At 67.1% G+C, this 26360-nt stretch carries 26 protein-coding genes, 2 pseudogenes and 1 riboswitch; of the genes and pseudogenes, 12 read left to right on the top strand and 16 right to left on the bottom strand.

Annotated features, from left to right (window positions below; translation table 11 throughout):
* Positions 1 to 24: 24 nt before the first annotated feature.
* Both DEU38_RS10265 and DEU38_RS10260 read right to left on the bottom strand, forming a co-directional pair.
* Positions 25 to 2142 (bottom strand): S9 family peptidase, encoded by a 2118-nt coding sequence (locus DEU38_RS10265; protein WP_114720685.1) that lies wholly within the window; start codon positions 2140 to 2142, stop codon positions 25 to 27.
* Between the two features lies 1 nt (position 2143).
* Complete coding sequence (locus DEU38_RS10260) at positions 2144 to 3028, bottom strand: phosphoribosylaminoimidazolesuccinocarboxamide synthase (protein ID WP_114720682.1); 885 nt, start codon at positions 3026 to 3028, stop codon at positions 2144 to 2146.
* Between DEU38_RS10260 and DEU38_RS29680 the strand changes: the two are divergent.
* The 6 genes and pseudogenes from DEU38_RS29680 to DEU38_RS10230 form a co-directional block, all read left to right on the top strand.
* Positions 3016 to 3324: pseudogene (locus DEU38_RS29680) on the top strand (hypothetical protein); the annotation flags it as partial. The gene DEU38_RS10260 and the pseudogene DEU38_RS29680 overlap by 13 nt on opposite strands.
* Before the next feature lie 331 nt (positions 3325 to 3655).
* Positions 3656 to 5119 carry an MDR family MFS transporter gene (locus DEU38_RS10250; RefSeq protein WP_114720679.1) on the top strand — a complete coding sequence of 488 codons (1464 nt, stop codon included), beginning with the start codon at positions 3656 to 3658 and terminating at the stop codon, positions 5117 to 5119.
* Positions 5120 to 5131: 12 nt separating this feature from the next.
* A riboswitch (cobalamin riboswitch) is annotated at positions 5132 to 5317 on the top strand.
* 72 nt (positions 5318 to 5389) lie between these two features.
* Positions 5390 to 6334 (top strand): ABC transporter substrate-binding protein, encoded by a 945-nt coding sequence (locus DEU38_RS10245; RefSeq protein ID WP_114720982.1) that lies wholly within the window; start codon positions 5390 to 5392, stop codon positions 6332 to 6334.
* Positions 6331 to 7389, top strand: a complete 1059-nt coding sequence (locus DEU38_RS10240) for an iron ABC transporter permease (RefSeq protein ID WP_114720676.1) — start codon at positions 6331 to 6333, stop codon at positions 7387 to 7389. Before DEU38_RS10245 ends, DEU38_RS10240 begins: the two co-directional genes overlap by 4 nt.
* Entirely contained in the window at positions 7386 to 8198 is an 813-nt protein-coding gene (locus tag DEU38_RS10235; protein ID WP_114720673.1) for an ABC transporter ATP-binding protein, read from the top strand. Before DEU38_RS10240 ends, DEU38_RS10235 begins: the two co-directional genes overlap by 4 nt.
* Positions 8195 to 8959, top strand: coding sequence for a ferredoxin (locus DEU38_RS10230; protein ID WP_114720671.1), 765 nt, complete (start codon positions 8195 to 8197; stop codon positions 8957 to 8959). The genes DEU38_RS10235 and DEU38_RS10230 overlap by 4 nt, the downstream gene beginning before the upstream one ends.
* A 14-nt stretch (positions 8960 to 8973) precedes the next feature.
* Here the strand turns inward: DEU38_RS10230 and DEU38_RS10225 are convergent, their stop codons facing one another.
* The 8 genes from DEU38_RS10225 to DEU38_RS10190 form a co-directional block, all read right to left on the bottom strand.
* Positions 8974 to 9384 (bottom strand): RidA family protein, encoded by a 411-nt coding sequence (locus DEU38_RS10225; RefSeq protein ID WP_114720668.1) that lies wholly within the window; start codon positions 9382 to 9384, stop codon positions 8974 to 8976.
* Positions 9384 to 10217, bottom strand: coding sequence for a mycofactocin-coupled SDR family oxidoreductase (locus tag DEU38_RS10220; RefSeq protein WP_114720665.1), 834 nt, complete (start codon positions 10215 to 10217; stop codon positions 9384 to 9386). Before DEU38_RS10220 ends, DEU38_RS10225 begins: the two co-directional genes overlap by 1 nt.
* A gap of 33 nt (positions 10218 to 10250) precedes the next feature.
* On the bottom strand, positions 10251 to 11198 hold the full coding sequence (locus DEU38_RS10215; protein ID WP_114720663.1) for an ABC transporter permease: 948 nt from the start codon (positions 11196 to 11198) through the stop codon (positions 10251 to 10253).
* Positions 11199 to 11244: 46 nt separating this feature from the next.
* Positions 11245 to 12756 (bottom strand): sugar ABC transporter ATP-binding protein, encoded by a 1512-nt coding sequence (locus DEU38_RS10210; protein WP_114720660.1) that lies wholly within the window; start codon positions 12754 to 12756, stop codon positions 11245 to 11247.
* A 34-nt stretch (positions 12757 to 12790) separates the two neighbouring features.
* Positions 12791 to 13954: a sugar ABC transporter substrate-binding protein gene (locus DEU38_RS10205; protein ID WP_114720657.1), complete on the bottom strand. Its 1164-nt coding sequence runs from the start codon at positions 13952 to 13954 to the stop codon at positions 12791 to 12793.
* A 69-nt stretch (positions 13955 to 14023) separates the two neighbouring features.
* Entirely contained in the window at positions 14024 to 15286 is a 1263-nt protein-coding gene (locus DEU38_RS10200) for a PLP-dependent aminotransferase family protein (RefSeq protein WP_114720655.1), read from the bottom strand.
* A 57-nt stretch (positions 15287 to 15343) separates the two neighbouring features.
* Positions 15344 to 16177 carry a mycofactocin-coupled SDR family oxidoreductase gene (locus DEU38_RS10195; protein ID WP_114720652.1) on the bottom strand — a complete coding sequence of 278 codons (834 nt, stop codon included), beginning with the start codon at positions 16175 to 16177 and terminating at the stop codon, positions 15344 to 15346.
* 9 nt (positions 16178 to 16186) lie between these two features.
* Positions 16187 to 17071, bottom strand: coding sequence for an SDR family NAD(P)-dependent oxidoreductase (locus DEU38_RS10190; RefSeq protein WP_114720649.1), 885 nt, complete (start codon positions 17069 to 17071; stop codon positions 16187 to 16189).
* A 295-nt stretch (positions 17072 to 17366) separates the two neighbouring features.
* Here DEU38_RS10190 and DEU38_RS10185 point away from each other — a divergent pair, with 295 nt between their 5' ends.
* The 5 genes and pseudogenes from DEU38_RS10185 to DEU38_RS29675 all read left to right on the top strand — a co-directional run.
* Positions 17367 to 17999: a TetR/AcrR family transcriptional regulator gene (locus DEU38_RS10185; protein WP_114720647.1), complete on the top strand. Its 633-nt coding sequence runs from the start codon at positions 17367 to 17369 to the stop codon at positions 17997 to 17999.
* Entirely contained in the window at positions 17996 to 18628 is a 633-nt protein-coding gene (locus tag DEU38_RS10180; RefSeq protein WP_114720644.1) for a TetR/AcrR family transcriptional regulator, read from the top strand. The genes DEU38_RS10185 and DEU38_RS10180 overlap by 4 nt, the downstream gene beginning before the upstream one ends.
* A complete protein-coding gene (locus tag DEU38_RS10175; RefSeq protein ID WP_114720642.1) occupies positions 18625 to 18918 on the top strand; it encodes a SelT/SelW/SelH family protein in 294 nt (97 codons plus the stop codon). Before DEU38_RS10180 ends, DEU38_RS10175 begins: the two co-directional genes overlap by 4 nt.
* A 147-nt stretch (positions 18919 to 19065) precedes the next feature.
* Positions 19066 to 20484 (top strand): aldehyde dehydrogenase family protein, encoded by a 1419-nt coding sequence (locus tag DEU38_RS10170; RefSeq protein ID WP_114720639.1) that lies wholly within the window; start codon positions 19066 to 19068, stop codon positions 20482 to 20484.
* Between the two features lie 35 nt (positions 20485 to 20519).
* Positions 20520 to 21355, top strand: a pseudogene (locus DEU38_RS29675) (AMP-binding protein); the annotation flags it as partial.
* Positions 21356 to 21378: 23 nt separating this feature from the next.
* On the opposite strand, the gene DEU38_RS10160 reads toward DEU38_RS29675, so the two are convergent.
* The 6 genes from DEU38_RS10160 to DEU38_RS10135 form a co-directional block, all read right to left on the bottom strand.
* Complete coding sequence (locus DEU38_RS10160; protein WP_114720636.1) at positions 21379 to 22170, bottom strand: methyltransferase; 792 nt, start codon at positions 22168 to 22170, stop codon at positions 21379 to 21381.
* Positions 22171 to 22317: 147 nt separating this feature from the next.
* Positions 22318 to 22644 (bottom strand): multidrug efflux SMR transporter, encoded by a 327-nt coding sequence (locus DEU38_RS10155; RefSeq protein WP_114720633.1) that lies wholly within the window; start codon positions 22642 to 22644, stop codon positions 22318 to 22320.
* Positions 22641 to 23003 carry a multidrug efflux SMR transporter gene (locus DEU38_RS10150; RefSeq protein WP_114720630.1) on the bottom strand — a complete coding sequence of 121 codons (363 nt, stop codon included), beginning with the start codon at positions 23001 to 23003 and terminating at the stop codon, positions 22641 to 22643. Before DEU38_RS10150 ends, DEU38_RS10155 begins: the two co-directional genes overlap by 4 nt.
* A 16-nt stretch (positions 23004 to 23019) precedes the next feature.
* A complete protein-coding gene (locus DEU38_RS10145; protein ID WP_114720628.1) occupies positions 23020 to 24033 on the bottom strand; it encodes a 1-aminocyclopropane-1-carboxylate deaminase/D-cysteine desulfhydrase in 1014 nt (337 codons plus the stop codon).
* Positions 24021 to 24455, bottom strand: coding sequence for an HIT family protein (locus tag DEU38_RS10140; protein WP_114720979.1), 435 nt, complete (start codon positions 24453 to 24455; stop codon positions 24021 to 24023). The genes DEU38_RS10145 and DEU38_RS10140 overlap by 13 nt, the downstream gene beginning before the upstream one ends.
* 11 nt (positions 24456 to 24466) lie before the next feature.
* Positions 24467 to 24784: a hypothetical protein gene (locus tag DEU38_RS10135; RefSeq protein ID WP_258557775.1), complete on the bottom strand. Its 318-nt coding sequence runs from the start codon at positions 24782 to 24784 to the stop codon at positions 24467 to 24469.
* Positions 24785 to 25005: 221 nt separating this feature from the next.
* Between DEU38_RS10135 and DEU38_RS10130 the strand changes: the two genes are divergently transcribed.
* Complete coding sequence (locus tag DEU38_RS10130) at positions 25006 to 26253, top strand: cytochrome P450 (RefSeq protein ID WP_397484550.1); 1248 nt, start codon at positions 25006 to 25008, stop codon at positions 26251 to 26253.
* Positions 26254 to 26360: the final 107 nt, after the last annotated feature.

The following is a 26360-nucleotide window of genomic DNA, read 5'->3' as shown; positions in this document are numbered from 1 at the left end:
ACGCCCCTCGCCTCGGAAGAAGCTCTACGCCGCGCCCGCGGTGTCGAGCACCCACGCGTACTCGAAGGCAACTTCCTTCCACTTCTCGTAGCGTCCGCTGACGCCCCCGTGACCGGCACTCATCTCGGTCTTGAGCAGCAACGGCGCCTCACCGGACTTCGTCGCACGCAGCGCGGCAACCCATTTCGCGGGCTCCACGTACAGCACACGGGTGTCGTTGATGCTCGTGATCGCGAGGATCGCCGGGTACTCCTTGGCGGCGACGTTCTCGTACGGGCTGTAGGACCGCATGTACTCGTACACCTGCGGATCCTCGAGCGGGTTGCCCCACTCGTCCCACTCGATCACCGTCAGCGGCAGGTCCGGGTCCAGGATCGAGGTGAGCGGATCGACGAACGGCACGTTGGCGAGGATGCCGGCGAACAACTCGGGCGCGAGATTCGCGACCGCGCCCATCAGCAGGCCGCCCGCGCTGCCCCCGTCGGCGACCAACTGCGCCGGTGTCGTACGCCCCTCGTCGACGAGATGTCGTGCGCACGCGACGAAGTCGGTGAAGGTGTTCTTCTTCGTGAGCGTCTTGCCGTTCTCGTACCAGTGCCGACCCATCTCGCCGCCGCCGCGCACGTGCGCGACCGCGAACACCATGCCGCGGTCGAGCAGCGACAGCCGTGCCACCGAGAACGCCGGGTCCATGCTGGCCTCGTACGAGCCGTACCCGTACAGCAGTGTCGGCGCGGGGTCGCCACCGATTCCCTTGCGCCGCACGATCGACAGCGGGATGCGGGTGCCGTCCTCGGCGATGGCCCACTCGCGGTGCTGCTCGTAGTCGGCGGGATCGAACCCGCCGAGCACGGGCTGCGACTTGCGCAGCAGCAGCGCGCCGGTCGCCAGTTCGTAGTCGTACACACGGGAGGGTGTGATGAACGAGGTGTACCCCAGGCGCAGCATCGGCTGGTCCCATTCCGGGTTGGAGCCGAGCCCCACCGAGAACAGTTCCTCGTCGAACTCCATCTCGACCAGGTCGCCGTAGCCGTCCGCGGTGAGCGGCCAGATCGCCAGGCGCGTCAGCACGTCCCGCCGGTAGCTGAGCACCAGGTGGTCGGCGAACGTGTCGATGTCCTCGAGTCGGACGTCGTGGCGGTGCCGGATCAGGATCTCCATCGCACCGGGCTCCGACACCGGGGCCTGCGCCAACACGAAGTTCTCGGCCTTCTCGCCGTCGACCACGTCGTTGTGCAGGATCAGGAAGCGGTCCTCGCCGGCGATCACCGCGTGCTCGGCCGAGTACTCGACACCCTCGCGGCGCGGCAGGATCACCCGGAACTCGCCCTCGGGGTTCGCCGACTCGAGGATCCAGCCCTCGGTGGTCACCTTGGACCCGAGCCAGATCATCAGGTACTTCTCGCTGCGCGTGGACCCGACCGCCACCCAGTACCGCTCGTCCGGTTCGTGGAAGACCTGGACGTCCTGGTCCTGTGTGGTGCCGAGCTTGTGGCGCCACACGGTGTCGGGACGCCACGACTCGTCGACCGTCAGGTAGAAGATGTGCTGGTGGTCGATGGCCCACGTCGCACCGGGTGCGGTGTTCGGGATCTCGTCGGCGAGCAGCTCACCGGTCTCGAGATTCTTGAACCGCAGCGTGTAGCGCTCGTCACCGATGACGTCCACCGAGTACGCCAGCAGCGTGCCGTCGTGGCTGACCGAGAACGCGCCGACGGAGAAGAACTCGTGGCCCTCCGCCTCGATGTTGCCGTCGAGCAGCACCTGCTCGCCCGGCATCGCGGTGTCGGCCGACAGCTCCGGCGGCGTCCAGTCGTCCGGTCCCGAGATGGGGCACCGGCAGTTGACGCCGTACTGCTTGCCCTCGGCGGTGCGCGCGTAGTACCACCAGTTGCCCAGCCGCGTCGGGACCGACATGTCGGTCTCCTGCGTCCGCGACTTGATCTCCTGGAACACCTTCTCCCGCAACGGCTCCAGATGCTCGAGCTGCTGCGCGGTGTACGCGTTCTCCGCCTCGAGGTACTCGATGACCTCCGGGTCCTCCTTGGCCCGCAGCCACTCGTAGTGGTCCACGAACGTGTCCCCGTGATGGGTCCGCTCGAGCGGCACCCGCTTGGCGACCGGCGGAGTCAGCGCGCTCATCTCAGCCCACCCAATCCTCGAAGGACAGACCCGAGATGCGCTCGTAGGCCTCGATGTAGCGGGCGCGGGTCGCGTCCACGATCTCCTGCGGCAACGGCGGGGGCGGGGTGTCCGAGGCGCGGTCCCAGCCCGACGCGGGGCTGGTGAGCCAGTTGCGCACGAACTGCTTGTCGAAGCTCGGCTGCACCTTGCCCGGCTCGTAGCCGTCGGCCGGCCAGTAGCGCGACGAGTCCGGCGTCAGCACCTCGTCGGCCAGGACCAGGTTGCCGTCGGAATCGAGACCGAACTCGAACTTGGTGTCCGCGAGGATGATGCCGCGGTCGGCCGCGAACGACGACGCTCGGAAGTAGATGTCGAGGGTGTCCTCGCGCAGCTTGACCGCGAGATCCCGACCCACCTTGTCGACGACGGCCTGGAAGTCGATGTTCTCGTCGTGGTCACCCAGGTCGGCCTTGCTGGCGGGCGTGAAGATCGGATCCGGCAGCTTGCTCGCCTCGACCAGGCCCTCCGGCAGTTCGACGCCGCACACGGCGCCGGTGCTCTGGTAGTCCAGCAACCCCGAACCGGTGAGGTAGCCGCGGGCGACGCACTCGACGGGGACCATGTTCAGCTTGCGCACCACCAGCGCGCGGCCGAGCACCTCCTCGGGGATGCGCTCGTCGAGCGGGTCACCGGCGAGGTGGTTGGTGCCGCCCAACTTCTCGAAGAAGAAGACGCTCATCGCGGTGAGCACGCGCCCCTTGTCCGGGATCGGGGTGGTCAGCACGTGGTCGTAGGCCGAGATCCGGTCACTCGCGACCAGCAGCAGGTGCTCGTCGTCGATCGTGTACAGATCGCGGACCTTGCCGCCGGCCAGGTGGGTGTAGGAATCGAGTGAAGGACGCACGTGGCTACCCTATCGGTCCGGCGAATCGGCGCACCCCACAGCACGCAACCGCTTGGTCAGTGTCTGCAGAACATGCCGTCCTCCTATCACCGACTGCCCGCCGAGATCACCGTCGCCTCGGTCCGGGACGGCGACGAGGGGCTAGCGAGCGCCTGGGCGGAGCGGGCGCGACCGGGCGACACGATCGGCGCCGCGGCCGGTGGTGGCGTCACGCGTTCCCCGACGCCCCGGACGAGAAGGTGTTCGCGTGGGTGTCCGCCGAGTCGGCCGTCGTGCTCGACCTGCGCCGCCACCTGCGCCACAACGTCGGCCTCGACCGCAAGTCGACGCTCGTCATCGGCCACTGGAAGCGCGGTGTCAGCGAGACCGGGTACGGCAAGGCCGCCGACCACGACCGCGACTTCACCGAACACGACGACCGACCCCGACTCCCCCGTCCCCCGTTCTCCCGCGTTTTGCGCACTTGTCGCGCCTTCCGAGCCCGGATTTGCACGATAAGTGCGCGAAACGCGGGGTGGGTGGCGTCGGGAATAGGACCGCACCGAAGATCGTTAGCCTTGTTTCAGACTTGGTGTGCGCCGGGACACGGTCGGCTGATCCACCTCGGCATCGATCTACAGGAGAGTGATGGCGACCGACACGACCGCCGCAGCCAGGGCATCGGTGGGACTGCGCTCGGAACGCGGCCCGATCCTGTTGTCGCTGATGCTCAGCACGTCCCTCGTCGCGCTCGACAGCACGATCATCGCGACCGCGGTGCTCACCATCGTCGGCGATCTCGGCGGGTTCTCGCAGTTCCCGTGGCTGTTCTCGGTGTACCTGCTGGCGCAGGCGGTCTCGGTGCCGATCTACGGCAAGCTGTCCGACGTGTTCGGCCGCAAACCGATCATGCTGCTGGGCATCGCGCTGTTCGCGATCGGTTCTCTGCTGTGCGGCCTCGCGTGGAGCATGCCGGCGCTGATCGTCTTCCGCGCGATCCAGGGTCTGGGCGCCGGGGCGGTGCAGCCGATGAGCCTCACCATCGCCGGCGACATCTACACCGTGGCCGAACGCGCGAAGGTGCAGGGCTACATCGCGAGCGTGTGGGGCATGTCCGCCGTCCTGGGCCCGACGCTGGGCGGCGTGTTCTCCGAGTACCTGTCGTGGCGCTGGATCTTCCTCGTCAACCTTCCGCTGTGCGCGATCGCGGCGTGGATGCTGCATCGCAAGTTCACCGAGAAGACCACCGCCGCGCGGCGACGCATCGACTACCCCGGCGCAATCCTGCTCACCGGCGGCGCCGCGCTGATGATCCTCGGACTGCTCGAGGGCGGCCAGTCGTGGGAGTGGCTGTCCCCGATGGGTATCGGCATCTTCGTCGTCGGGGCGCTGCTGCTCGTCGGGTTCGTCCTCGTCGAGCGCCGCGTCGCCGAACCGATCCTGCCGCTGCACATGCTGACCCGCCGGGTGCTGGTCGCGAGCAGCCTGGTGTCGCTGTCCGTCGGCGCGATCCTGATGGGCCTCACGTCGTACGTGCCGACGTTCGTGCAGGGCGTGCTTGGCACCGGCGCGCTCGTAGCGGGCTTCGCGCTCGCAGTGCTCACCATCGGCTGGCCCATCGCCGCATCCCAGGCCGGACGGCTGTACCTGCGCGTCGGGTTCCGCACCACCGCGCTGATCGGCAGCGCCCTCGCACTCGTCGGCACCGCGCTGTTGCTGCTGCTCTCGGACGGCTCACCGGTGTGGCAGGTGGGCGCGACATGCTTCGTCATCGGATCCGGGATGGGCCTGATCGCCACCCCGACGCTGATCGCGGCGCAGACCAGCGTCGACTGGACCGAACGCGGCGTGGTGACCTCGACCAACATGTTCGCGCGCTCGATCGGCAGCGCCGTGGGCGTCGCGGTGTTCGGAGCGCTGGTGAACTCGCGGGTCGGCGACACGGCCGAACCGGATCCGGGCGACCTGTCCGAAGCCATCCATCTGGTGTTCCTCGGCCTGTTCGGGATCGCGGTGCTGCTGACCGTGTCGTCGGCGCTGATGCCGAAGGCCGAGAAAGCCGAGGAGGCCGAGGAGGCCGAGGAAGCAGACAAGGCGGACAGCGCCGCCTGACCCGTCGTCTATTCTTCACGATGTTGTCACGGTGTTCGGGAAGTCCGGTTGAAGCCGGCGCGGTACTCGCCACTGTGGGCAGGTACGTCGACTACTAGGGGTTCGACCCCAGCCACTGGATGCGCACGCATCCGGGAAGGCGTAGCCGGCGGCTATCCCTGCCGAGCCAGGAGACCGGCCGTGACGCACACCAGCACGTTTTCCACGAGTCATGGAAGGCGGGTCGCTTTGCGTACCCCTGTTTCACACCGAGTCATCTCCTCCGCGGCACTGTCGATCACTGCCGTACTCACGCTGTCCGCGTGCGGCGGATCGTCGGACTCCGACGCCGACACCGCTGCGATCTCCCTGCAGAACTGCGGTCGGACCGTCACCCTCGACGGCCCCGCCGAGCGGGGCGTCACCCTCAACCAGGGCGCCACCGAGACGGCGCTGTCGATCGGCGCCCAGGACCGGATGGCCGGCACGGCCTACCTCGACGACACCATCGCGCCGCAGTGGGCCTCCGCCTACGCGCAGGTCCCGGCGCTCGACGAGAAGGACTACCCGAGCCGCGAGGCCCTGCTCGAGATCAAGCCCGACCTGGTGCTCGCGTCGTACTCGAGCGCGTTCGACGACAAGGCCGTCGGCTCGCACGAGTCGTTCGACGCCCTCGGTGTCGCCACCTACGTCTCCCCGTTCGGCTGCAAGGACAAGTCGACCCGTCCCGCCGTGTCCTGGGATTCGATCGGCACCGAGATCACCGACTACGGGACCCTGTTCGGCCGCAAGTCCGAGGCCGACGCCGTCGTCGCACAGATGCGCGAGACCCTCAGCGGCATCGAGGCTGCGGCGCCCGCGAAGGGCAAGAGCATCTTCTGGTACGACAGCAACACCGATACCCCGTACGTCGGCGGCAACGCCGGCGGACCGCAGCTGATCATCGATGCGGTCGGCGGCACCAACATCTTCGCGAATGCCGACGGCGCGTGGCTCGACGGCAGCTGGGAGACGGTGCTGGCCGCGAACCCCGACGTCATCGTCCTCGCGGACGCGTCGTGGGACACGGCCGAGGAGAAGAAGAACTACATGCGGAGCGACCCGGCCCTGAAGGATCTGAAGGCCGTGCGCGACGACGCGTTCGTCGTGGTCCCGTTCTCGGCGAGCACGCCGGGACCGCGCACCATCGAGGGCGCGAGCCTGGTCGCCGAGCAGCTGGGCGACAACGGGGCATGAGTCCGACGACCCGGGTGCCGGCCCGGGTAGCCGCGACGACCAGCACCGGCTGGTCGGTGATCCTGGTCGCGCTGCTCGCAGTGAGCTGCGCGGCCGGGGTCGCGATCGGTGCGGCCGACCTGTCGATCGGCACGGTCGTCGAGTCGATCGCCGGACGCCTCGGCATCGGCCCGGGCACCGATCTGCTCACCACCCACATCGTCGTGGACCTGCGGATGCCGCGGGTGCTGGCGGCCGCGGCGATCGGCGCGGGGCTCGCCCTGTGCGGCGCCGTGCTGCAGTCGCTGACCGGCAATCAGCTGGCCGACCCGTACCTGCTCGGCATGTCCGGGGGCGCGTCACTGGGTGCGGTCCTGGCACTGACGACCGGCGCGAGCGCGGTGGGCGCCTTGGGATTCGGCGCCGTGTCGTCCGCCGCATTCCTCGGTGCCCTCGGCAGCCTGCTGCTGGTGTTCGTCATCGCGACGTCCCGGTCCGGGGCGCTGCTGCCCGGTCGACTCGTCCTCGCCGGTATCGCGGTGGGGCAGTTGACCGCGGCACTGACGTCGGCGTTGGTGTTGTTCGGCGACCGCGACTCCGCCCACCGGGTGCTGAACTGGACCCTGGGCTCGGTGGCCGGCGTGCGCTGGTCGGGTCTGGTCGGCATCGTCGTCGTCGTCGCCGCGACGATGACGATCTTCCTGGCGTACAGCCGGGTACTGGACTCGTTCGCGTTCGGTGAGCGTGCCGCCGCGAGCCTCGGCACCAACGTCGAGCGGTCGCGCTGGGTGCTGTACGCGGTGGCGTCACTGTGCACGGCGGCGCTGGTGGCGCAGGCCGGCATCATCGGCTTCGTCGGGCTCGTGGTGCCGCACGCGGCCCGGATGCTCGTCGGGCCGCTGCACGCGCGCCTGCTCCCGGTGGTCGCTCTGGTGGGCGCCCTGCTGCTCGTGTGGGCCGACATCGCCGCCCGCACGGTCATGCCCGGGCGGGAACTGCCGATCAGTATCGTCACCGCGGTCGTCGGGGTGCCGGCGTTCGTGTGGCTGCTCCGACGACGGGGAGCCACCTCATGACGCACCACTCTCCCGAGATCCGGGTCGAGGACGTCACCTGGTCGGCCGGAGGCACGCGGATCCTCGACCGGGTGTCGTGCACGGCCCCGGACGGTCGGGTCACCGGGCTGATCGGGCCGAACGGATCGGGCAAGACCTCGCTGCTGTCGGCCATCGCCCGGCTCGAACGTCCCGACAGCGGACGGGTGCTGATCGGCGACGTCCCGGCGACCGCGATGCACCGGCGCGAGTTCGCCCGGACCGTCGCACTGGTGGAACAGCATTCGGCCACCGAACTGGACCTGACGGTGGAACAGATCGTCGAACTCGGCGCCATTCCGCACCGCGGTGGCTGGGCCCGCCCCGCCGCACTCGGCACGGGTGAACTCGTCACCGACTGCCTCGCGACGGCCGGCATCGCCGACCTGCGACACCGGTTGTGGCAGAGCCTGTCCGGCGGCGAGAAGCAGAAGACCCAGCTGGCCCGCGCGTTCGCGCAGCGCCCCTGTGTGCTGCTACTCGACGAGCCCACCAACCACCTCGACGTCTCGGCGTCGCTGGAACTGCTCGAACTGATCCGGGCCCGCGGGCTCACCACAGTCGCCGCGATGCACGACCTGAACCTGGCCGCCATGTACTGCGATCACCTTGTGGTGCTGCGCGACGGCCAGGTCGTCACCGAGGGCCCGACGGAGTCGGTACTCACCGCCGAACTGCTGGCGGACGTGTACGGCCTCGACGCCCTGGTGCAACCCCATCCACGAACGGGCCGTCCGATGGTGGTGCTGTGCGGCACCGTCGACGCGGCAGCCGAAAGGTCTTTCTCATGAACACGATTGCGCAGAACCGGTGGGTGGTCGTCACCGCGCCCACCGATCGCGGCGCCGATCCCCGCGACCAGGTACTCGGGGCGCTGCGCACCCTGCAGGACCGGCACCCGGACACCGTCTTCGTGACGGCGGTGCTCGGCGGCTCGGGAACATCCGTCACCACGGCGCTCGACGAGGCGACCGCGTCCGGCGCGACCGAGGTCGTCGTGGTGAGCGCCCAGACGGTGCTGGACCGCAAGATCGACGCGTGGTTCCGCCGCGTCATCGGGCACTGGCTGCGCGAGCACTCCCGCGAGCACTCCGAGGAACGGATTCCCGACGTGCGGGTCGCGAATCCGCTCTCCGACAACGCGAACTACGCCGACCTGCTCGACGCCGCGATCTCGGGCCCCACCACCCCGGCGCGCACCACCACCGCTCCCCTGACCTCCCCTGCCTGGGACGAGGTGCCCGGCTTCGCACGGCACGTCCTGGTGTGCCGGGGTCCGCGGTGCTCGGCCCGCGGCGGTCCGGAGGCCGCGCAGGCGCTCGACCACGCGCTCGAGGCCCGCGGTCTGGGTGACGACGACGTCCTCGTCACCCAGACGGGCTGCCTGTTCCCGTGCTCGCAGGCCCCGGTCGCCGTGGTGTACCCCGACAACACCTGGTACGCCGCACTGCACGCCGACCGGGTCGAGCGATTCGTCGACGAGCACCTCGTCGAGGGACGTCCCGTCACCGAGTGGCACGGTGCGCGGCGATCCTTGGACCCCGCCGAGTAGCTCCGCGTCACCACTCAATCGGGCTGCGGTACGACAGCCCACGCCTCCACCTCCATCAGCATCGCCGGATCCAGCAGACTCGCCACCACGACGGCCGTACCGGCAGGCGAATTGTCACCGAGGCACTTCGCCCTGGCGTCGCTGTAGGCACCGAAATATGAGGCGTCGGTGAGGTAGCAGACGAGCTTGACGACATCGGAGACGCGCGCACCGGCAAGGCTGAGGGCCGACTCGATGTTGGCGAAGCACTGTTCGGCCTGATCGCGCGGATCGTCGGAGACCACCGTTCCGTCGTCGCCCAGTGCGACCTGACCGGAGACGAGGACGAGTCCCCCACACCGGACGGACTGCGACATCCCGGCAAACGTCAGATGCGGTGGGCTGAACCCTCGTTGCACCCCGCTCGATTCGGAGATCTGCGTCATCAGGGCATCCCGGCCGTTGCGCCGGTACAGACGTCGAGCGTCGACCCGGTGACGTAGCGCGCCTGGTCCGAGACCAGATAGAGCACTGCGTCCGAGACGTCCTGCGGATCGACCCACGGTGTCCGCATGGGACTCATCCGTGAGTAGATGGGCTCGACGTCGCTGCGGTCCGGGGAATCGAGCCCTGGACAGAACAACTCGTACATCGATGCGTTGTGCACCATCGGCGTGTCGACAGTTGCCGGGCACACCGCGTTGACGGTGATCCCGTGTTCGGCCACTTCGAGCGCCAGGGTCTTGACCAGGCCGATGACGCCCCACTTCGCGGCCACGTAGTGGGCCAGATTCGGGTTGCCCATGCGACCGCCCATCGAGGCGGTCGCTACGATCCGTCCGCGTCCCTGCCCCACCATCGTGGGCGTGACGGCACGGAGCGTCTTGAACACTCCGGTCAGATCGACTCCGATCATCTCATCCCACATGGAATCGGTTATCTCCCAGAACTTTCCATGCCCACAGATTCCCGCGTTCGCGACACAGATGTCGAGTGAGCCGAAACGGTCGACCGTCTCGGACACCGCGTCGTCGAGCGCGTCGCCGTCCCTCACATCGAGAGCGAAGGGCTGGCATTTCCGCCCCACCTCTGCGACGAGGCGGACCGTCTCGGCGAGATCATCCTCGGTGGCGAGTGCGTAACGGATCGAATCGAGGTCGCGGCAGATGTCGGACACGACGACGTCTGCACCCGCACGCGCGAGGGCCAGCGCGTGTGAGCGCCCCTGCCCGCGTGCGGCTCCCGTGACGAAAGCGACCTTGCCATCCAGATTGCCCATCGGGTTCTCCTCTCGTACCTTCTGTCGTTCCGGTCAGGTCGTCTTCGGGGTCTTGCGAATCTTGGTGAGGACCACGGCGAGGACAAGAGCGCCGCCCTGGAAGGTGGAGATGACCCAGAAGGGGATGCCCCACAGCTGCAGTCCGTTGATTCCGATTGCGATGATCGCGAGACCGACGAGCAGACCTGGGACGTTGAATCGTCCCGGCTTGATCATGGTCGATCCCAGGAAGGCGGCCGCGTAACACGGCAACAGATACTGTCCGCCGACATCCGGCTGCCCCGTGCCGATGCGGGCCGTGTACACGAGTCCGGCCAGGGCTGCGCAGAATGCCGAAGCCCAGAATGCAAGGTAGAGAATGTGATCCGTCGGCACCCCCGCCAACCGCGAGGCCTCACGACCGGCGCCGGTCGCATAGATCATGCGCCCGAGCGGGGTGTGTTCGAGGACGTAGTACACGATCGCCGCCAGCACGATGACGCACACGATGGGGTTGGGTATCCCGAGGATCTCACCCCGCCCGAGGTCGGTGAATGCGGTCGGGATGTTCTCCGATACCGCTTTGCCGTTCGCGACGAGCTGGGACAGCCCGAGGAAGACCGAGCCGGTTCCCAGAGTCACGATGAATGGATCGATCTGGAGTCGAACCACGAGGAGGCCGTTGACGAATCCCGCCAGCGATCCGGCCAGGAGGGCAACGACGATGACCGCGATCACCGGCATCCTGCCGGAGGTCGCCTGGAACATCGACGCGGAGGAGATCACCGACAGCGTGATCACACCTCCGATCGAGATGTCGAAGACACCGGCAGCGAGCGGGAACAGCAGCCCCAGCGCAACTATCGCGGCGATCGCCTGGTTGTTCACCACCGCAACGAGATTGCTGCTGGTGAGGAATACGCCGGGGAGGGCGATCGTGAATCCGATGATCATCGCGAGCAGCAGCGCCGGGCCGGCCCATTTCGATGCGAGCGAGTTCACGGACGTGCGTCTGGCACGAGTCCCGGCGATGTCGCGCGCCGAGAGATCAGGACGGGGCGTAACAGAGTCCAACGATTCTTTCACGAGTGATCTCCTCCTCCTGTAGCTCTGCTTGGACAGACCCGTCCCGGAACACCAGGACGCGATCACACGCTGCTGCGAGGTCGTCGGTATCCGACGAACAGAGCAGGACTGCGATGCCGTCCCGCGCTGCCGATTCGGACACGACTCGGAGTATTTCCGCTGATCCTCCGACGTCGACACCGTGCGTAGGTTCTTCGAGGACGAGTACACGCGGATCGATGCGCAGCCAGCGGAGAACGAACACCTTCTGGGCGTTGCCGCCGCTGAGCAGTTCGATCGGCCGGTCCGGGTCTCCCGGGCGGATGCCGAAGCGATCGATCCCGGCGAGTACCTCGGTCCGTTCCGCTCGCCGGCTGAGGATTCCCCTGCGCCACAGCGGCCGGAGCCTCGATATCGTCATGTTCTCGGCCACCGACATCGTGAAGATCGCCTTGAGGCGCCGCTCGCCGGGCAGTACTGCCACTCCGTGTTCGCGCATCGGCCGGGTTCCGAATCGACCCACGGGTCGCCCTTCCACCCTCACCTCCCCCGAGACCACTCGGGCACCGCCCTGCAGCAGTCGCACTACCTCGTGCACTCCGGATCCGGTGAGTCCCGCGATGCCGACAACCTCGCCGGCTCGCACACAGAAGCTGGCGCCCTTCAATTCCCTGCCTGCAACCACGTCGACGAACTCGAGACGAGTATCGCCCCGCACCCGGCCCTCGTTCCGGGGGCTTCGCACGGGCGTCAACTCCGTGCCCGCGATCACCCGCGCCAGTTCCGCTCCCGTCAGGTCGGCAACCCGCGAGCGCAGGGCCACCTTGCCGTCCCGGAGGACGGTCACCTGGTCCGCGATTTCGAGGACCTCCTCCAGCCGGTGGGTCACGTAGACGACTCCCACGCCGCGCTCGACGAGCCGACGGACCAGGCGGAACAAGTTGCCGACCTGCTCGGAGGGCATCGCCGCCGTCGCCTCGTCGAGGATGAGCACCGTCACCGAACTCTGGTCCCCGAGGGCTCGGGCGACCGCGACCTCGGTCCGCTCCACGGCGGTCAGATCCGAGAGCGGGGCGTCGAGGTCGATGTGGCCCAGATCCAGTTCTTCGAGGCTGCGTCTCGCCAGTTCACGTTCACGGCGCCATTTGATGCGACCGAGGCGGCGGGCGTCGTAGTTCCCGACACCGAGCCTCAGATTCTCGAGGACGGTCAGGCCCTCGACCATCCCGATGTCCTGGTGGATGAACCGCATTCCCGCGTTGCGTATCCCGGCCACGTCGCCGAACCTGATCGGCTTCCCGGCTACCGAGTAACCTCCCGCTCCCGAATCCGGTAGGTGATATCCCGACATCACCTTGATGAGCGTCGACTTTCCCGATCCGTTGTGGCCGAGCAGGGCATGAATCTCCCCGGCTGCGACCGCGAAGTCCACATTGTCGAGCGCGCGCTGTCCCGGATAGGTCTTGGTGATAGCGGCCATTTCGAGAGCCGTCATCACGCACCCTCACCTCTACCCGGCGCATCCGAGATCACGCGACACCCCACAGCGTCTCGAACTGCTCTCGGAAACCCGTTGCACCCTCGTAGGTTCCGTTCTGGGGAACGCTCGACTGGGTCATCAGGAGCTGGGTCGGGTTCGAGATCCCGTCCGGGATCGACTGACCGGCGGCGAGACGCACGGCCGCGTCCACGACAGTCCACCCGTTCTCGTACACACCCGAGGCAACGTCGGCCTTGATGATGTCACCCTTGCGCACCAGCGCCAGTGACGGTTCGTCGCCGTCGAAGGTTCCGACCGAGATGGAGTCGGCCTTGCCCGCCTGACGAACCGCGTCCGATGCCATCAGACCGGAGAATCCGGGTGTTCCTACAATCCAGTTCAGCTTCGGATTCGACTGGATGGCCGCCTGGAGTGCGGGAGGTAGGTCCGTTTGCGCCGTGGCCGCCGAGAATCGCTTGATCGTGGTCTTGCACGAGTCGCACTTGTCGAGGGCGGCCTCGATTCCCTCTGCGCGCTGCCCGTTGCACCCGTAGACGGTGTCGGCGAACACTGCGACGTCGGCCTTACCACCGCTTTCGGCGACGATGAAGTTGCCGAGCATTTCGCCTTCCTGACGGCAGACGTTGCCAACCTCGACGGTGTTTCCCTTGGCGGGATCGGGCTGCTCCGAGGTGAACTGGCCGATGACGGGAATCCCGGCGGCGTGCGCCCCGGCGTACGCCTCGGCGGCATCCGCCGCGGGCCGGGCATTGTTGACGATCACGTCGGGCTTGGCGTTCACCGCCTGGCTCATACAGTTCTGGAAGGACGCGACGTCGGCCTTCGCGTCGCACACCTTCACGGTGAATCCGAGGGCAGCGGCCGCTTCCTGAACCCCTGCCACCTGTGCAACGCATCCGGGTATCGATTGGTCACACCCGACGAAGAAGATGGTGCGGGTCGCAGGTGGGGTCACCGGACCGAGCTGGGCCGCTCGGATGACGGTGGGAACCGTGGTGGCGGCCTGCGCCGCATCCTGAGCGGCGGCCAACCACTCGCTACCAGCCGGATCAGAACCCGGATCGGTTGCGGTGTCACCGGTGGCGCCGGCGCATCCGACGAGCATGACGGTCGCCGTCACCGCCCCGAGAACGCCGAGCATGATCCTCGACAGGCGACGGCGCGTGGATCGCTGTGTTACCGACACGGTCATGTCAATCCCTCTCACTCGGTCGATGGAGTGCCCACCGCAGAACTCGGGGCAGGCTCCAGAGTTTTCGGACTATGCGGTGGCCCGGACGTTGGAGGTGATGGCGTCACCGAGCGCCTTGATCCCGCGCTCGATCTCGTGGTCGGGGGCATGGCTGTACGCCAGCCGCAGATAGCCCTGCCCCGCTTCCCTTCCGAGGAACTTCTCGCCGGGTCGACAGAAGACGCCACTCATCGCAGCGGCGTGCTGGGCTCGATCCCAGTCCACCGAGTCGTCGATCCGCAACCACAGATAGAAGCCCCCGTCAGGCACATCGAAGTCGACCAGACCGCCGCAATGCTCACGCACGGCTTGCACCGCGATGTCGCGCTTGCGGCGATAGACGGCGTTTGCCCTCTCGATGTGCGGATCGAGCTTGTTCTGGGCAAGGTAGTCGGCCATCATCCGGCACATCCACTGGCTGACGCCCAGGTCCTGCCGGACCGAGGCCAACGCGTGAATCATCTGCTCGGATGCGCACATCCACCCGAGACGCAGTGCAGGGGCGAGGACCTTCGAGAACCCGTGAGACTGGATGACCAGACCGGAGGTGTCCATGCTTCGGAGTGAGGGCACCGGATCTCCGCCGTAGCGCAGATCGGCGTAGATCGAGTCCTCGAGAACGATCAGTTCCCACTTCTCGGCGATCTCGAGGAGGCGCCGACGGCGTTCCTCCGGCATCACCACACATGTCGGAAGCTGAAATGTCGGAATCACATACAGCAGTTTCGGTTTCACGCCGTCCCGGCGGAACTCCTCCAGACGTGCCTCCAGGGACTCGATGACAAGGCCGTCCTGGTCGATGTCGACCGTTCGAATGTCGGCACCCCGCATCTGCATGAACCGCATTGCATACGGGAAGGTTGCCGCTTCGACGAGAACGCCGTCGCCGGGGTTGACGAATGCATTGACCGCCAAAGCGATTGCCTGGACCGACCCGGAGGTCAGGATGAAGTTGTCCGCGCCGAGACCGCCGATCCCCTGGGTCCGGCCCAGCCACGTTGCCAGCTCCGCCCGAAGACCGGTGTGGCCGAGCATCAGTTCGATGTAGGAGGGCAGATAGACGATCTGGTCGTTGGACTTGTCATAATCGAACGAGATGTACTCCAGCGCCAACCCGCCGTCACGGTCGAGCACATCACCCATCAGCTCCTTGAAGTCCTCGATGGGAAACGTCTCTTCGGCGGCGATGCCCTGGTCGAAGTTGAACGTGACTGCAGTCGGCGGGTCCGGGAAGAACAGGGCAGGTCCGCCCTGAGCGAGGTCCGACAGAAGATGCTTCGGGTCGATCGTCATCGAAGAACTCCTTCGTTGTTGCTGAGATCTGAATTCGGGGGGGAGCACGAGAAGTGATTACGCGACGTGGAATGCGTTCCATCCGGCGGCGACGTCGAAGGCGTTGCCGGTGACGTACCGGGCATCGTCCGAGGCGAGGAACAGCACTGCCGCACTCGCATCGGCCACCTCGAGCCACGGAACACCCATGGGATTGAGTCCTGCGAACACCTCACGCACGTCGTCGGTCGTCGGCTCTCGGAGGTCCGGCCGGAACAGCCGATAGGTCAACTGGTTGTGACACATGTCTGTCGACACCGACATCGGGGCGAAAGCATTGACCGTGATGTTGTGCGGTGCCAGCTCGATCGCCAGTGATTTGACGAACCCGATGACACCCCACTTCGAGGCGGCATAGTTCGCGTTGTTGGGCCCGCCCTCTCGCGCGACCGACGACGACGTCGCGATGATCCGCCCGCTCCCCTGTTCGATCATCTGCGGCACAACCGCTCGAATGCTCGTCGCGACGCCGGTGAGGTTGACGTCGACCACCTCACGCCAAACGTCATAAGACATGTCGCGAAGCGGGCCGAACGATGCGAGGCCGGCGTTCGCGACGAAGACGTCGACCCTGCCGAACCGTTCGACGGCAGCGCCGACCAACTTGTCCATGTCGGCGCTCGAACGGGTATCCGCCAGCATCGAGATGCACTGACCACCGACCGACTCGACCATCCGGGCCGTCTCCGACAACTGCTCGGGAGTCGACATCGGCGACGCGCACGGGATCTGTTGTCCCAGATCACACAGCACCAGCGACGCGCCCTGCTGCGCGAACGACAGCGCATGGGAACGTCCCTGGCCCTTGCCGGCACCGGTCACGACGACGACTCGTCCTTCGAAGCTCCTCATCACCTCTCCTCACGCCGTATTGGTTGCGGCCAATCCGGCCGAGACATCGAGCACCGATCCCGTCATATCCAGCCCCGTTGCCCCGATCACAAACATCGCCGCATCACAGATGGATTCGATCGACACGTACGCGGATCTGCTGGGGTGAATCAGCTCGAGGGCGCTACGGGCGGACTCCTCGTTCACCTCTCCCACCGGGTCGTTTCCAGCACGCCCGGCCTGCGCCAGGGCCCAGAAGTCGGAGGTCCGCGACATCGTCGTATCGACGGGACCGGGAGCGAGGACGTTGACCGCGAGCCCGAACTCCGCGGACTCGAGCGCCAACGACTTGGCCAGCCCGATCAACCCCCACGCTGCTGCGGCGTAGTGGGAGAGTCCGGCAGCACCGCGTCTGCCTTCCTCCGCGGCCACGATCACCACGCGGCCCGAACCGGACGACTCGAGGTGCGCGAGCGACGACCGGATGCAGTGATATGCACCGTGCAGATTGGTATCGACCACCGACTCCCACTGCACGTCGGTCATCTCGGCAACGGGTACAGCACTCCGCACGCCCGCCGCACATACGAGTATGTCGAGCCCGCCGAGCGCGGACACGGTCTCGGCCACCGCGGACTCGACGGCGTCCGGGTCACGCACGTCGATGGCGATCGCATGCGCACGGCGCCCGTGCGCACGGACTTCCGTTTCGATATCCCGCAGGTCAGCCTCATCGCCGAGGGCGTATCCGAGCGGCGGATCGTTCCATTCAGGCGCGTCCCAGACCGCGACATCCACACCGGCCGCCGCCAGCCGCTTGGCGATCGCTGCACCTATACCGCGGGCGCCGCCTGTGACAACAGCGACGGATCCCTCTAGATCTCTCAATTGAACCGCCCTCACATCCAGGGTCATTCGAGCCTATTGAAGAACCATTCAGGTGAGGCGACTATCCACCCGGAGTCGACGGTTGTCAATGACTGGACGAATTCGATGCGATCTAGCACGTATAGCCGAATCACTGTGTTAAACATCAGCGTTCAAGGACACGAACCATCCGCGTCGCGCTGCGCAGAGGAGCCTCCAGCCACGTTGAATAATTCCTCACCTCAGCACCCATCGGGCCGGGCGGTCGGCAGCGAACCGCCGAGTAGGATCGGGCACCGGCAACAGACAACGCCCCTGATCGGGGCGCAAACCAGGGCGGGGTATGGACAACAAGCGCAACTCCCGTGCGGCCGAATCCACCACCGGATCGACGCCCACCAGAACTCTCCTCGTGACGGCCGCCCGAGACGTCTTCGTCGATCGCGGCTTCTTCGACACACGCATCACCGACATCACGACGGCAGCCGGAGTCGCGTCGGGCAGCTTCTACACGTACTTCAGTTCGAAGGAACTCGTCTTCGAAGCCATGCTCGACGAACTGGACGCCGCAATCATGCCGGCATCCTGGTCACCGGAACACGGCGTCCACCAGTGGATTCGCACGAATGCCCACCACTATCTCGAGGAGTTCGCACGCCACGCCGCATTCTGGCGACGAGTCGAGCAGGCGGCACTCGGAAATCGCGACATCAGCCGCATGCTGGCCGCACGGCGAGAGGTCTATGTCGCCCACGTGCGCGACACGATCGCCGCCTGGGTCGAGGCCGGATTGGTCACGCCCGGCGTCCCTGTCGACCTCACCGCGCTCGCTCTCGTCGCAACTACCGAACAATGCGCCTTCCAGTGGTTCGTGCTCGATGACCGCCCTCCAGCGATCGATGCCGCCGCGGACCAGCTGACCGACCTCTGGTGCCGCGTTGTCGTTGTCGCTGCCACCGAGGGATTGACGAAATGAGCGACAAGACGTCCATGACCCGCCAGGGGCTACGCACCCGCGGATCGCTCCTGCGCGCAGCCCGGCGTGTCTTCTCCGAAAGGGGCTTCCATCAGGCACGCGTTGCGGACATCACCGCAGAAGCAGGCGTCTCCGTCGGTACGTTCTATCGGTACTTCGAGGACAAGAACGAGCTGTTCACGAATCTGATCATCGACGTCGAGGACGAGGTCTACGGCGAACTCTCGTCCCCAGTCGCCGGACCGGATCAACCGCGTGCCCGAATAGCCGAGACGAACCTGCTGTACCTTGAAGCCTTCCAACGCAATTCCGACTTCTGGAAGGTACTCGGCGAAGCCGCCCTCTCCAGCGCAGAGGCACGCCGGGCGCTCACCGACCGGCGCCGCTACTACCAAGGGCGAACCTGCCGCGCGTTCACCCGCTGGCAGGACGAGGGCCTGATCGACGCGAATCTCGACGTCGATGCCGCTGCCGCGATGCTCGGCGCCATGACGGAACGATGCGCGTACATCTGGTTCGTTTTCGGCGAGCCCCCGGCGTTGGAGGAGGCGTCCGCGCACCTGACGACTCTGTGGTTGAACGCGCTGGGGGGCGTAGCCGGCGGTCCGTCTGCCACCCTGGAGCCATGACCTCCGCCTCGCCCCGCGTCACGCTCACGTACTGCACGCAATGCAACTGGCTGCTCCGAGCCGGATGGATGGCACAGGAATTGCTGAACACGTTCGGCACCGAACTCGGCGAGGTGGCAATGATTCCCGGTACCGGCGGGATCTTCCAGGTCACCGCGGGCGACACACTGGTGTGGGATCGTAAGCGCGACAGCGGTTTTCCCGACATCGTGACACTCAAGAAGCTGGTGCGTGACGCGGTCGTGCCGGACCGGGACCTCGGGCACGCAGATCGCAAGCACAACAACTGAGCTCGAGGTCTTGACGGTCACTCGATCAGCGACCACTGTTGATCAGAGACATATGGGGCGATACCGCACCCCGTGAAACGGCCGATCCCGTCGCGCGTCGGCCGCACTGATACAGCTGTGCCACCGCACAATGGAGCTGAGGCCGTCATGACCACCGATCAGGCAGAAACCGGCGCAACCGATTCGGACACCACGAATGTGATCGCGGGAGTCGTCGCCAGGCTTCGGAAGGTGCACGCGAGCGGACGCACCAGAACCGCGCAGTGGCGGATCGAACAGCTCCGCGGCATCGAACGAATGCTGAACGAGCGCGAGGACGAGATCACCCGCGCCCTCGCCGAGGATCTGGGCCGCGACACCTTCGAGTCCTGGATGATCGACGTCCTCGACGTCAGGCTCGAGGCTGCGTACGCACGCAGACGGGTACGCCGGTGGATGCTCAGCAGGCCGCGACGACTGCCGCTGCACCAGATGCCCGCACTGGGGTGGGTGCAGTACGAGCCGCTCGGGGTGGTGCTGATCATAGGGGCGTGGAACGTCCCGCTGACGGTCACGCTGGGACCGCTGATCGCCGCCGTGTCGGCAGGCAATTGTGCCGTGATCAAGCCTTCGGAGCTGGTACCCGCGTCGTCGCGCCTGCTGGCCCGGCTGCTGCCCGAGTACCTCGACCCGGATGCCGTCGCCGTGGTCGAGGGCGACGGGCGCACCACCCAGAACCTGCTCGCTCAGGGCCTCGATCACGTGGTCTTCACCGGCGGGACCGAGATCGGCCGGAAGATCATGGCGGGGGCCGCGCCGCACCTGACGCCGGTAACCCTCGAGCTGGGCGGCAAGAGCCCCGCGATCGTGATGCGGGACGCGAACCTCGCCGTCACCGCCCGTCGCATCGCCTGGACGAAGGTGTTCAACTCCGGCCAGTCCTGCATCGCGGCAGACTACGTGCTGGTCGAGCGCGCCGCCCGGGACGAGCTGGTGCATCACATAGTGCGCAGCCTCGAGGAGTTCCGGGCGGGACCACCTGGGCGAGGCGTGCGGATCGTGAACGAGCATCAGTTCGACCGGCTGGCCGGGTACCTCGCAGACACCGAGGCCACGGTTGCGCACGGCGGCGGATCCGATCGAGCCGCGCTGACGATCGAGCCCACCGTGCTGATGGACCCGAGCCCCGACGAGCCGGTCATGCGGGAGGAGATCTTCGGGCCGATCCTGCCGGTGCTCGCCGTCGACTCGCTGGACGAGGCGATCGCCTTCGTCAACGCGCGACCGAAACCCCTGGCCGCCTACGTCTTCACGAAGTCCACCCGGACCGGCCGCAGGGTGCTGTCCGAAGTGAGCTCCGGCGGCGCGGTGGTCAATCACCTCAGCTACCAGCGCGTGGCGCCCCAGCTTCCGTTCGGAGGCGTGGGATCCAGCGGGATGGGGCGGTACCACGGCAAGTGGGGGTTCGATGAACTCAGCCATCGAAAGGCCGTGCTGGTCAAGCTGTTCAAGCCCGATCTCCGGATCGCCTACCCGCCCTACACCGAGCGCGCGGCCAAGCTGATTCGCAGGCTGTACCGGCCCTGAGAAAGCTGGGGTCGACGACATCGAGGAGGATCACGATGCCCCCGGTCACCGGCGCGAAACCCCGGACACTGTGTGAGGCGTTCCAGTCCACCCGTCGCGACCCACCCGGACGTCGTGGCGCTCCGCACCCCCGACGACGGTGTCGTCATCACCTGGCGCCGGTACGGCGAGCGGGTCCGCCGGATCGCCGCCGGTCTGGCGAAACTCGGTGTTCGCCACGGGGACACCGTCGGCATCATGCTGACCAACCGACCCGAATCCACCTCGTCGACATCGGAGCGCTCCACGCGGGCGCGACCCCCTTCTCTGTCTACAACACGCTCGCCCCCGAGCAGCTCGAATACGTGCTGACCAACGCCGGGAATCGGGTCGTGGTCTGCGAGGAGCAGTTCCTGCCCGTCGTGCGGGAGGCGTTGCAGGGCACCGCGGTCGAAACGACCGTCTGCGTGGACGGCGCACCCGCAAGGCACCACGAGCCTGGAGGACCTCGAGGCGAACGGCGACCCGGACTTCGACTTCGACTTCGACTTCGAAGGAGCATGGAAAGCCGTCGGACCCAACGACGTTCTGACCGTCATCGACACCTCCGGCACCACGGGGTCACCGAAGGGCGATCGGCGTCGGACGGAGGAAGGCGCGCCTCGAATCCGACGGCGCACCACTCCCACGGAAACTACTGGTCCAGCACACTCTGGCGGACCGGCTGGTCCTCACCACGATCAGGAAGAAACTGGGTCTCGACCGTGTCCAGATCGCGGTGACCGCGGCCGCCCCGATCTCACCCGACACCGTCGAGTTCGTCCTGGGCCTCGGTATCCCGTGCTGCGAGGCCTGGGGCCTGTCCGAAACCTGTGCCGCCGCCACGATGAACGCCCCGGACGCCTGACAAACCGATCAGACGAGGCCCGGGATCAACGCCTTGCGGTCGGTCGGGTACTCGACGAACTTGTCCCGATACCACTTGTGCGTCGCGAGGGCGCGCGGGATGAGGTTGCCGGCGGTGATGAGGAAGATGACGACGCCCGCGAGCGACCATGTCAGCAGCGCGAAGCCGGCCCATGCGATCAGTTCGCCGAGATACGCGGGGCTGGAGACGAATCGGAAGCCGCCGCCCTCCGGGATGCGGTACTCCGTCGCGCCGGGGTTCTTCTTGTCCCGGAGGTTGCGGACGATGGATTCGGAGTTCACCAGCAAAGCGAACCCGCACAGGTAGACGACCAGGCCGATCAGGAACCGGGGATCGGTGAGCCACGCGGTGTCGTACTGATGCATGTAGTCGTGGCTGAAGAACGCGCCGTTGAGGTAGCCGTGCATCGAGGTCACGATGACGCCCATCGCGATGACCGAGATGTTGAAGGTGCTGCGCTTGCCCGGCACCTGCCGGATCGACAGCGGGAAGAACCAGCCGCGATTCGCGTAGTGCAGCAGCCAGACCGCGGCGAGCACCATCGACGTGGGTTCGAACCTGTTGGGTCCGGTGAGGTAGAAGATCGCGAAGACGACGGTGGCGGGGATCTCCATCAGCCACCACCCGAGCTTCGGGTTGAGGTTGAAACCGAGGTTGGTCGAGGAGAACCTGCCGTACGAACTCTGCGCGAAGAACCCGCCGACGATGACGAACGCGGCGAACGCGAACGCACATGTGAGGACGGTGTCGTAGACGGTGTTGCCGGTGTACCAGTGCATCGAGATCCTTCGGTGGACGTGGCCGGTACAGCACGAGCACACGACGCACCCACCACGGACGAACAACGAACTGGAACGTGTTCTACCACATGCCGGAGCGTTCCACGACACCTTTCTGGACATGGGTCCAGGTGGAATCGGTACAGATCAGCTCGCTGAGGCACCGAGTTCGATGACGAGCACCCCCGCGACGATGAGCGCGATCCCGAACCCCATCCGCGGCGTCAACGGGTCCTTGAAGATCGCGCGACCTAGGAGCGCCGTGAGCGCCACACCGCAGGCCGCCCAGACGCCGTACGCGACACCGACGGCCATGCCACGGTCGAGGACGACGGCGAGGAGGCCGAACGCCACCAGATAGCCGACCCCGGTGGGGATCAACCACCACCGCCGGGCGAGGCCGTCGGATGCCTTGAGGCACAAGGTACCGGTCACTTCGGCGATGATCGCCCCGACGAGCAGCACCCAGGTCACGGCGTCGCCTCAAACTCCCGGCCGTCGCCGCCCCTGTCCTTCTCGGCGGCCTGCGAACCGAGTTCGACGGTCAGCACGCCGGCGATGACCAGGGCGATGCCCACGCCCATGAGCGCGGTCAGTGCATCGCCGAAGAGCACGGTGGCCAGTACCGCCGTCAGGGTGATCCCGCATGCACCCCAGATCCCGTATGCGACACCGACCGCCATGTGACGCAGCACAACCGCGAGGAACGCGAAGGACGCGAGGTACCCGGTCACCACCAGGACGTACCACGCGGGGTGTTCGGTCGCGGCGCGCAACGACAACGTCGCCGCGACCTCGCACACGATCGCACCGGACAGGAGCCACCATTTCATGGCGCCACGGTATCGGTCAGTCCGGCCGCGGCCCGAAGGTGTCGAGCATGACGATGGGACCGTCGTCGACCCGCGTCTTCGCGTCGATCTCGAGCAACCCGGCGAATGCCTTTGCCGTGTACACGGGATCGAGCGGGACGCGGTACTCGGTACCGACGCGCTGCGCTGCGCGACCCTCCGCGGTGGCGTATCCGTAACCGGGACCCAGATATTCCCGCGTCACGGTCAGACCGGCCGAGCGGAGGTCGATCTCGCCCAGCTGCGCGCCACGACGACGCAGCAGGGACTCGGCCCGACCCGCGAGGTCCCGGATCTCGGCGGCGCCCAGCGGCAGGGTGTCGTTGACGACGACCCCGACGACACCCGTGCGCAGGCCCGCCAATTGCAGACCCAGCAGCAGACCCGCCACGGTGCCACCCGATCCGACCGGCGCCACGATGTGGGCCGGTTCCGGAATGTCCCCGGCCTCGACCTGCGCAGCCAACTCCAGTGCGGCCTCGACGTATCCGAGCGCACCGATCGGGGACGAACCGCCCGGCGGCAGGTAGTACGGCAGCCGTCCGCCGCGAATGTGCCGCAGCATCAACCACGGTGCGGACGCGAACGTCCGCACCTTGTTCCGGGTGAAGTGCAGGGTCGCGCCCGAGCGCTGCAGCCGGGCCAGTTGCGCCCGCACATGGTCGTCGACGGGCTGATCGATCAGCGCGATCGCCGTTTCGATGCCGAACTCCCTGGCGTACAACGCGGTCGCCAGACCCCAGTTGGTCCCCAGCCCGCCCACCGTGATGATCCGCCGCGACTTCCGCGCCAGAACGTCGGGGATGATCCACTCCAGTTTGCGGACCTTGTTGCCGCCCCAGCCACCGGAGCCGAACGTGCTGTCGTCCTTGACCCAGATCCGGTTTCGCGTGCCCAGCCCGTCGAGCCTGCGGACCGGGGTGGGCGGTACACCGAGGGGAACATGGGGCAGCGACTCTGCGAGTTCGGGAAAGCGCTGATGCAGAAGCGGTGCCGTGGTCACGTCAGGCATCCCGCGAACCCAGCCCGACCGCGGATCGATCCGGCGAGGTAATCGAGGTCGGGCCTCGGTGGAACCGTGGGCCGGCCCCGCAGCCCGAACCCGTCCCCCACCGTCCGCGGAACGACATGCAGGTGCACGTGGAACACCTCCTGGCCGGCCACCACGCCGTCGGCGAGGAAGAAGTTCACCCCCTCCGCGGCCACCGAACTGTCTCGCAACGCTGCCGCGATCTGCTGCCCCACCTGGAACAATCGTCCTCCGTCATCGGGATCCAACTCAGCGAGATCCGCTGCGTGCTTCTTCGGCACCACGAGCAGGTGGCCGGGCGTGAACGGACGAATGTCCATGAACGCGATCGTGCGCGCGTCCTCGTACACGAGGCTCGATTCGGCCTCGCCGGCGACGATGGCGCAGAAGACGCAGTGGCTCATACTGGTTGATGTTATGTGTCGAATGCCGGAGCAACGAAGCGTTGTACCATCTGTCGCTCCATGCGCGTGTCGGCGGCGGGCCACGCGAGCAGGGTGAGCACCACACGGACGACCCACTGCCCGCCCGCCTCGTCGGGCGCGATACCGGTGAGGGCGGTGGCCACCCGGCTCAGATCCGGCGAGGACGCCAGGTAGTCGTCGGCGTCACCGGTGCGGGTGTGGGCGAACCAGTAGGACAACGTCGCATCCGCTCGAACCGCCGCCACCGCCGTCACGATCGCCTCGACCACCCGCTCCGCACCGTCGAGGTGCGCCACGGCGCGGGTCACCGGCGGTGATCCGTGCGACCGCGAGCGCCCGACGGTTCCCGCCCGTCAGCCAGTCGTCCCGCTCCGTCACCGACTCCCCTCCGATCTGCGCGGACGCCCCACCGCCGGCTCCGATATGAGACAGGGCATACATGCAGTTCACCGCCGCTTTCTCAGTTGCCGACGGCCTCTTGACAGCGCTCCCCGACACCGTGAACCGTGGCATCACTGCAACGCGTTCCATGACATCGAAGGGCGGGCTCGTGACCGCGACACCACTGGACGGCATCGACGTCTTCGCCGCCGAGCACCTCGACGATCCGTACGGGCTGTACGGGAAACTCCGCGCCCATGCGCCCGTCTACCGGGTCCCCGGCACCGACTTCCACCTCGTGTCGTCGCGGGAACTGGTGACCGAAGCACTGGCCCGACCGGAGGACTTCTCGTCGAATCTGACCGGCGTGCTGGTGCAGCGGCCGGCCGGCCCGCCTGTCACGTTCGACATGGACGGCGGCGGACGGGCGGTGCACGTGCTGGCGACCGCGGACGACCCCGCCCACACGGTGCACCGCAGACTGGTGCTCGCCACCCTCGCCAAGCGCATCCGCACGCTCGGCCCCACCGTCCGCGCGCTCGTCGACGAACTGTGGGACGCGGGACTGGGATCGGACGACTCCTTCGAGTGGGCCGCCGACATGGCCGACAAACTGCCGCTCGCGCTGGTCGCGAGCCTCGTCGGGCTCCCCCACCACGACGTTCCACAACTCCTCGCGTGGGCATACGACAGCACCGAACTGCTCGGCGGGGTGGTCACCGGTGACAGACTGGGCGAACTGGTCACGTCGGCGGCCGAACTGGCCGGCTACCTCCACACCGAATTCACTGCGGCCAAGCGCGATCCGCAGACCGATCTGCTGGGCGTCCTCGCGCATGCGTGCAACGAGGGTGCGCTCACCGACGACGTCGCGGTTCTGATCCTGGTGCAACTGGTCGGCGCGGGCGGCGAATCCACCGCGGGCCTGATCGCCAACGGCGCCCGGATCCTCGCCGCCGATCCGGCACTGCAGGAACGACTGCGCCGGGACCCATCGCTGATCGATCCGTTCCTGGACGAGGCCCTGCGCCTCGAGTCCCCGTTCCGCGGACATCACCGGCACGTGGTCGCGGATACCACGCTGGGAGGGGTGCGGCTACCCGTCGGAAGCCACGTCCTGCTGCTGTGGGGTGCGGCCAACCGCGACCCGTCCGCGTTCGAGAACCCGGACACCGTCGTGCTGGACCGACCGAACCTCAAGGGCCATCTCGCGTTCGGCAAGGGTGTGCACTTCTGCGTCGGATCGGCGCTCGCACGAATGGAAGCACTCGCGGCCCTCACCGCACTGCTCGAGCGCACGACGTCGTTCACGATCGCCGACGGCGGTGCCCGCTGGGTACCGAGCCTGTTCGTTCGCCGCCACCGGTCCCTGCCCCTGCAGATCGAGCCGACCTGATCGGTCTGTGGGTGCGGAGATTTCCAGCGGCCCAGACGAATTCGAATCGATACCCGGTGTCCCGCTCAACGGACAACCACCTTCTCGGCCACGGACGCCTACCCTAG

Source organism: Rhodococcus sp. AG1013, assembly GCF_003350365.1.
Lineage (GTDB): Bacteria > Actinomycetota > Actinomycetes > Mycobacteriales > Mycobacteriaceae > Prescottella.
This window is presented reverse-complemented; position numbering and strand designations above follow the sequence as displayed.

What these genes read in the sequence shown, in the direction of transcription:
- DEU38_RS10265 (WP_114720685.1), bottom strand. Translation starts at nt 2,142, where the DNA reads ATGAGCGCGCTGACTCCGCCGGTCGCCAAGCGGGTGCCGCTCGAGCGG.
- DEU38_RS10250 (WP_114720679.1), top strand. Translation starts at nt 3,656, where the DNA reads ATGGCGACCGACACGACCGCCGCAGCCAGGGCATCGGTGGGACTGCGC.
- DEU38_RS10240 (WP_114720676.1), top strand. Translation starts at nt 6,331, where the DNA reads ATGAGTCCGACGACCCGGGTGCCGGCCCGGGTAGCCGCGACGACCAGC.
- DEU38_RS10235 (WP_114720673.1), top strand. Translation starts at nt 7,386, where the DNA reads ATGACGCACCACTCTCCCGAGATCCGGGTCGAGGACGTCACCTGGTCG.
- DEU38_RS10230 (WP_114720671.1), top strand. Translation starts at nt 8,195, where the DNA reads ATGAACACGATTGCGCAGAACCGGTGGGTGGTCGTCACCGCGCCCACC.
- DEU38_RS10225 (WP_114720668.1), bottom strand. Translation starts at nt 9,384, where the DNA reads ATGACGCAGATCTCCGAATCGAGCGGGGTGCAACGAGGGTTCAGCCCA.
- DEU38_RS10220 (WP_114720665.1), bottom strand. Translation starts at nt 10,217, where the DNA reads ATGGGCAATCTGGATGGCAAGGTCGCTTTCGTCACGGGAGCCGCACGC.
- DEU38_RS10210 (WP_114720660.1), bottom strand. Translation starts at nt 12,756, where the DNA reads ATGACGGCTCTCGAAATGGCCGCTATCACCAAGACCTATCCGGGACAG.
- DEU38_RS10205 (WP_114720657.1), bottom strand. Translation starts at nt 13,954, where the DNA reads ATGACCGTGTCGGTAACACAGCGATCCACGCGCCGTCGCCTGTCGAGG.
- DEU38_RS10200 (WP_114720655.1), bottom strand. Translation starts at nt 15,286, where the DNA reads ATGACGATCGACCCGAAGCATCTTCTGTCGGACCTCGCTCAGGGCGGA.
- DEU38_RS10195 (WP_114720652.1), bottom strand. Translation starts at nt 16,177, where the DNA reads ATGAGGAGCTTCGAAGGACGAGTCGTCGTCGTGACCGGTGCCGGCAAG.
- DEU38_RS10190 (WP_114720649.1), bottom strand. Translation starts at nt 17,071, where the DNA reads ATGACCCTGGATGTGAGGGCGGTTCAATTGAGAGATCTAGAGGGATCC.
- DEU38_RS10185 (WP_114720647.1), top strand. Translation starts at nt 17,367, where the DNA reads ATGGACAACAAGCGCAACTCCCGTGCGGCCGAATCCACCACCGGATCG.
- DEU38_RS10180 (WP_114720644.1), top strand. Translation starts at nt 17,996, where the DNA reads ATGAGCGACAAGACGTCCATGACCCGCCAGGGGCTACGCACCCGCGGA.
- DEU38_RS10175 (WP_114720642.1), top strand. Translation starts at nt 18,625, where the DNA reads ATGACCTCCGCCTCGCCCCGCGTCACGCTCACGTACTGCACGCAATGC.
- DEU38_RS10170 (WP_114720639.1), top strand. Translation starts at nt 19,066, where the DNA reads ATGACCACCGATCAGGCAGAAACCGGCGCAACCGATTCGGACACCACG.
- DEU38_RS10160 (WP_114720636.1), bottom strand. Translation starts at nt 22,170, where the DNA reads ATGCACTGGTACACCGGCAACACCGTCTACGACACCGTCCTCACATGT.
- DEU38_RS10150 (WP_114720630.1), bottom strand. Translation starts at nt 23,003, where the DNA reads ATGAAATGGTGGCTCCTGTCCGGTGCGATCGTGTGCGAGGTCGCGGCG.
- DEU38_RS10145 (WP_114720628.1), bottom strand. Translation starts at nt 24,033, where the DNA reads ATGCCTGACGTGACCACGGCACCGCTTCTGCATCAGCGCTTTCCCGAA.
- DEU38_RS10140 (WP_114720979.1), bottom strand. Translation starts at nt 24,455, where the DNA reads ATGAGCCACTGCGTCTTCTGCGCCATCGTCGCCGGCGAGGCCGAATCG.
- DEU38_RS10130 (WP_397484550.1), top strand. Translation starts at nt 25,006, where the DNA reads ATGACATCGAAGGGCGGGCTCGTGACCGCGACACCACTGGACGGCATC.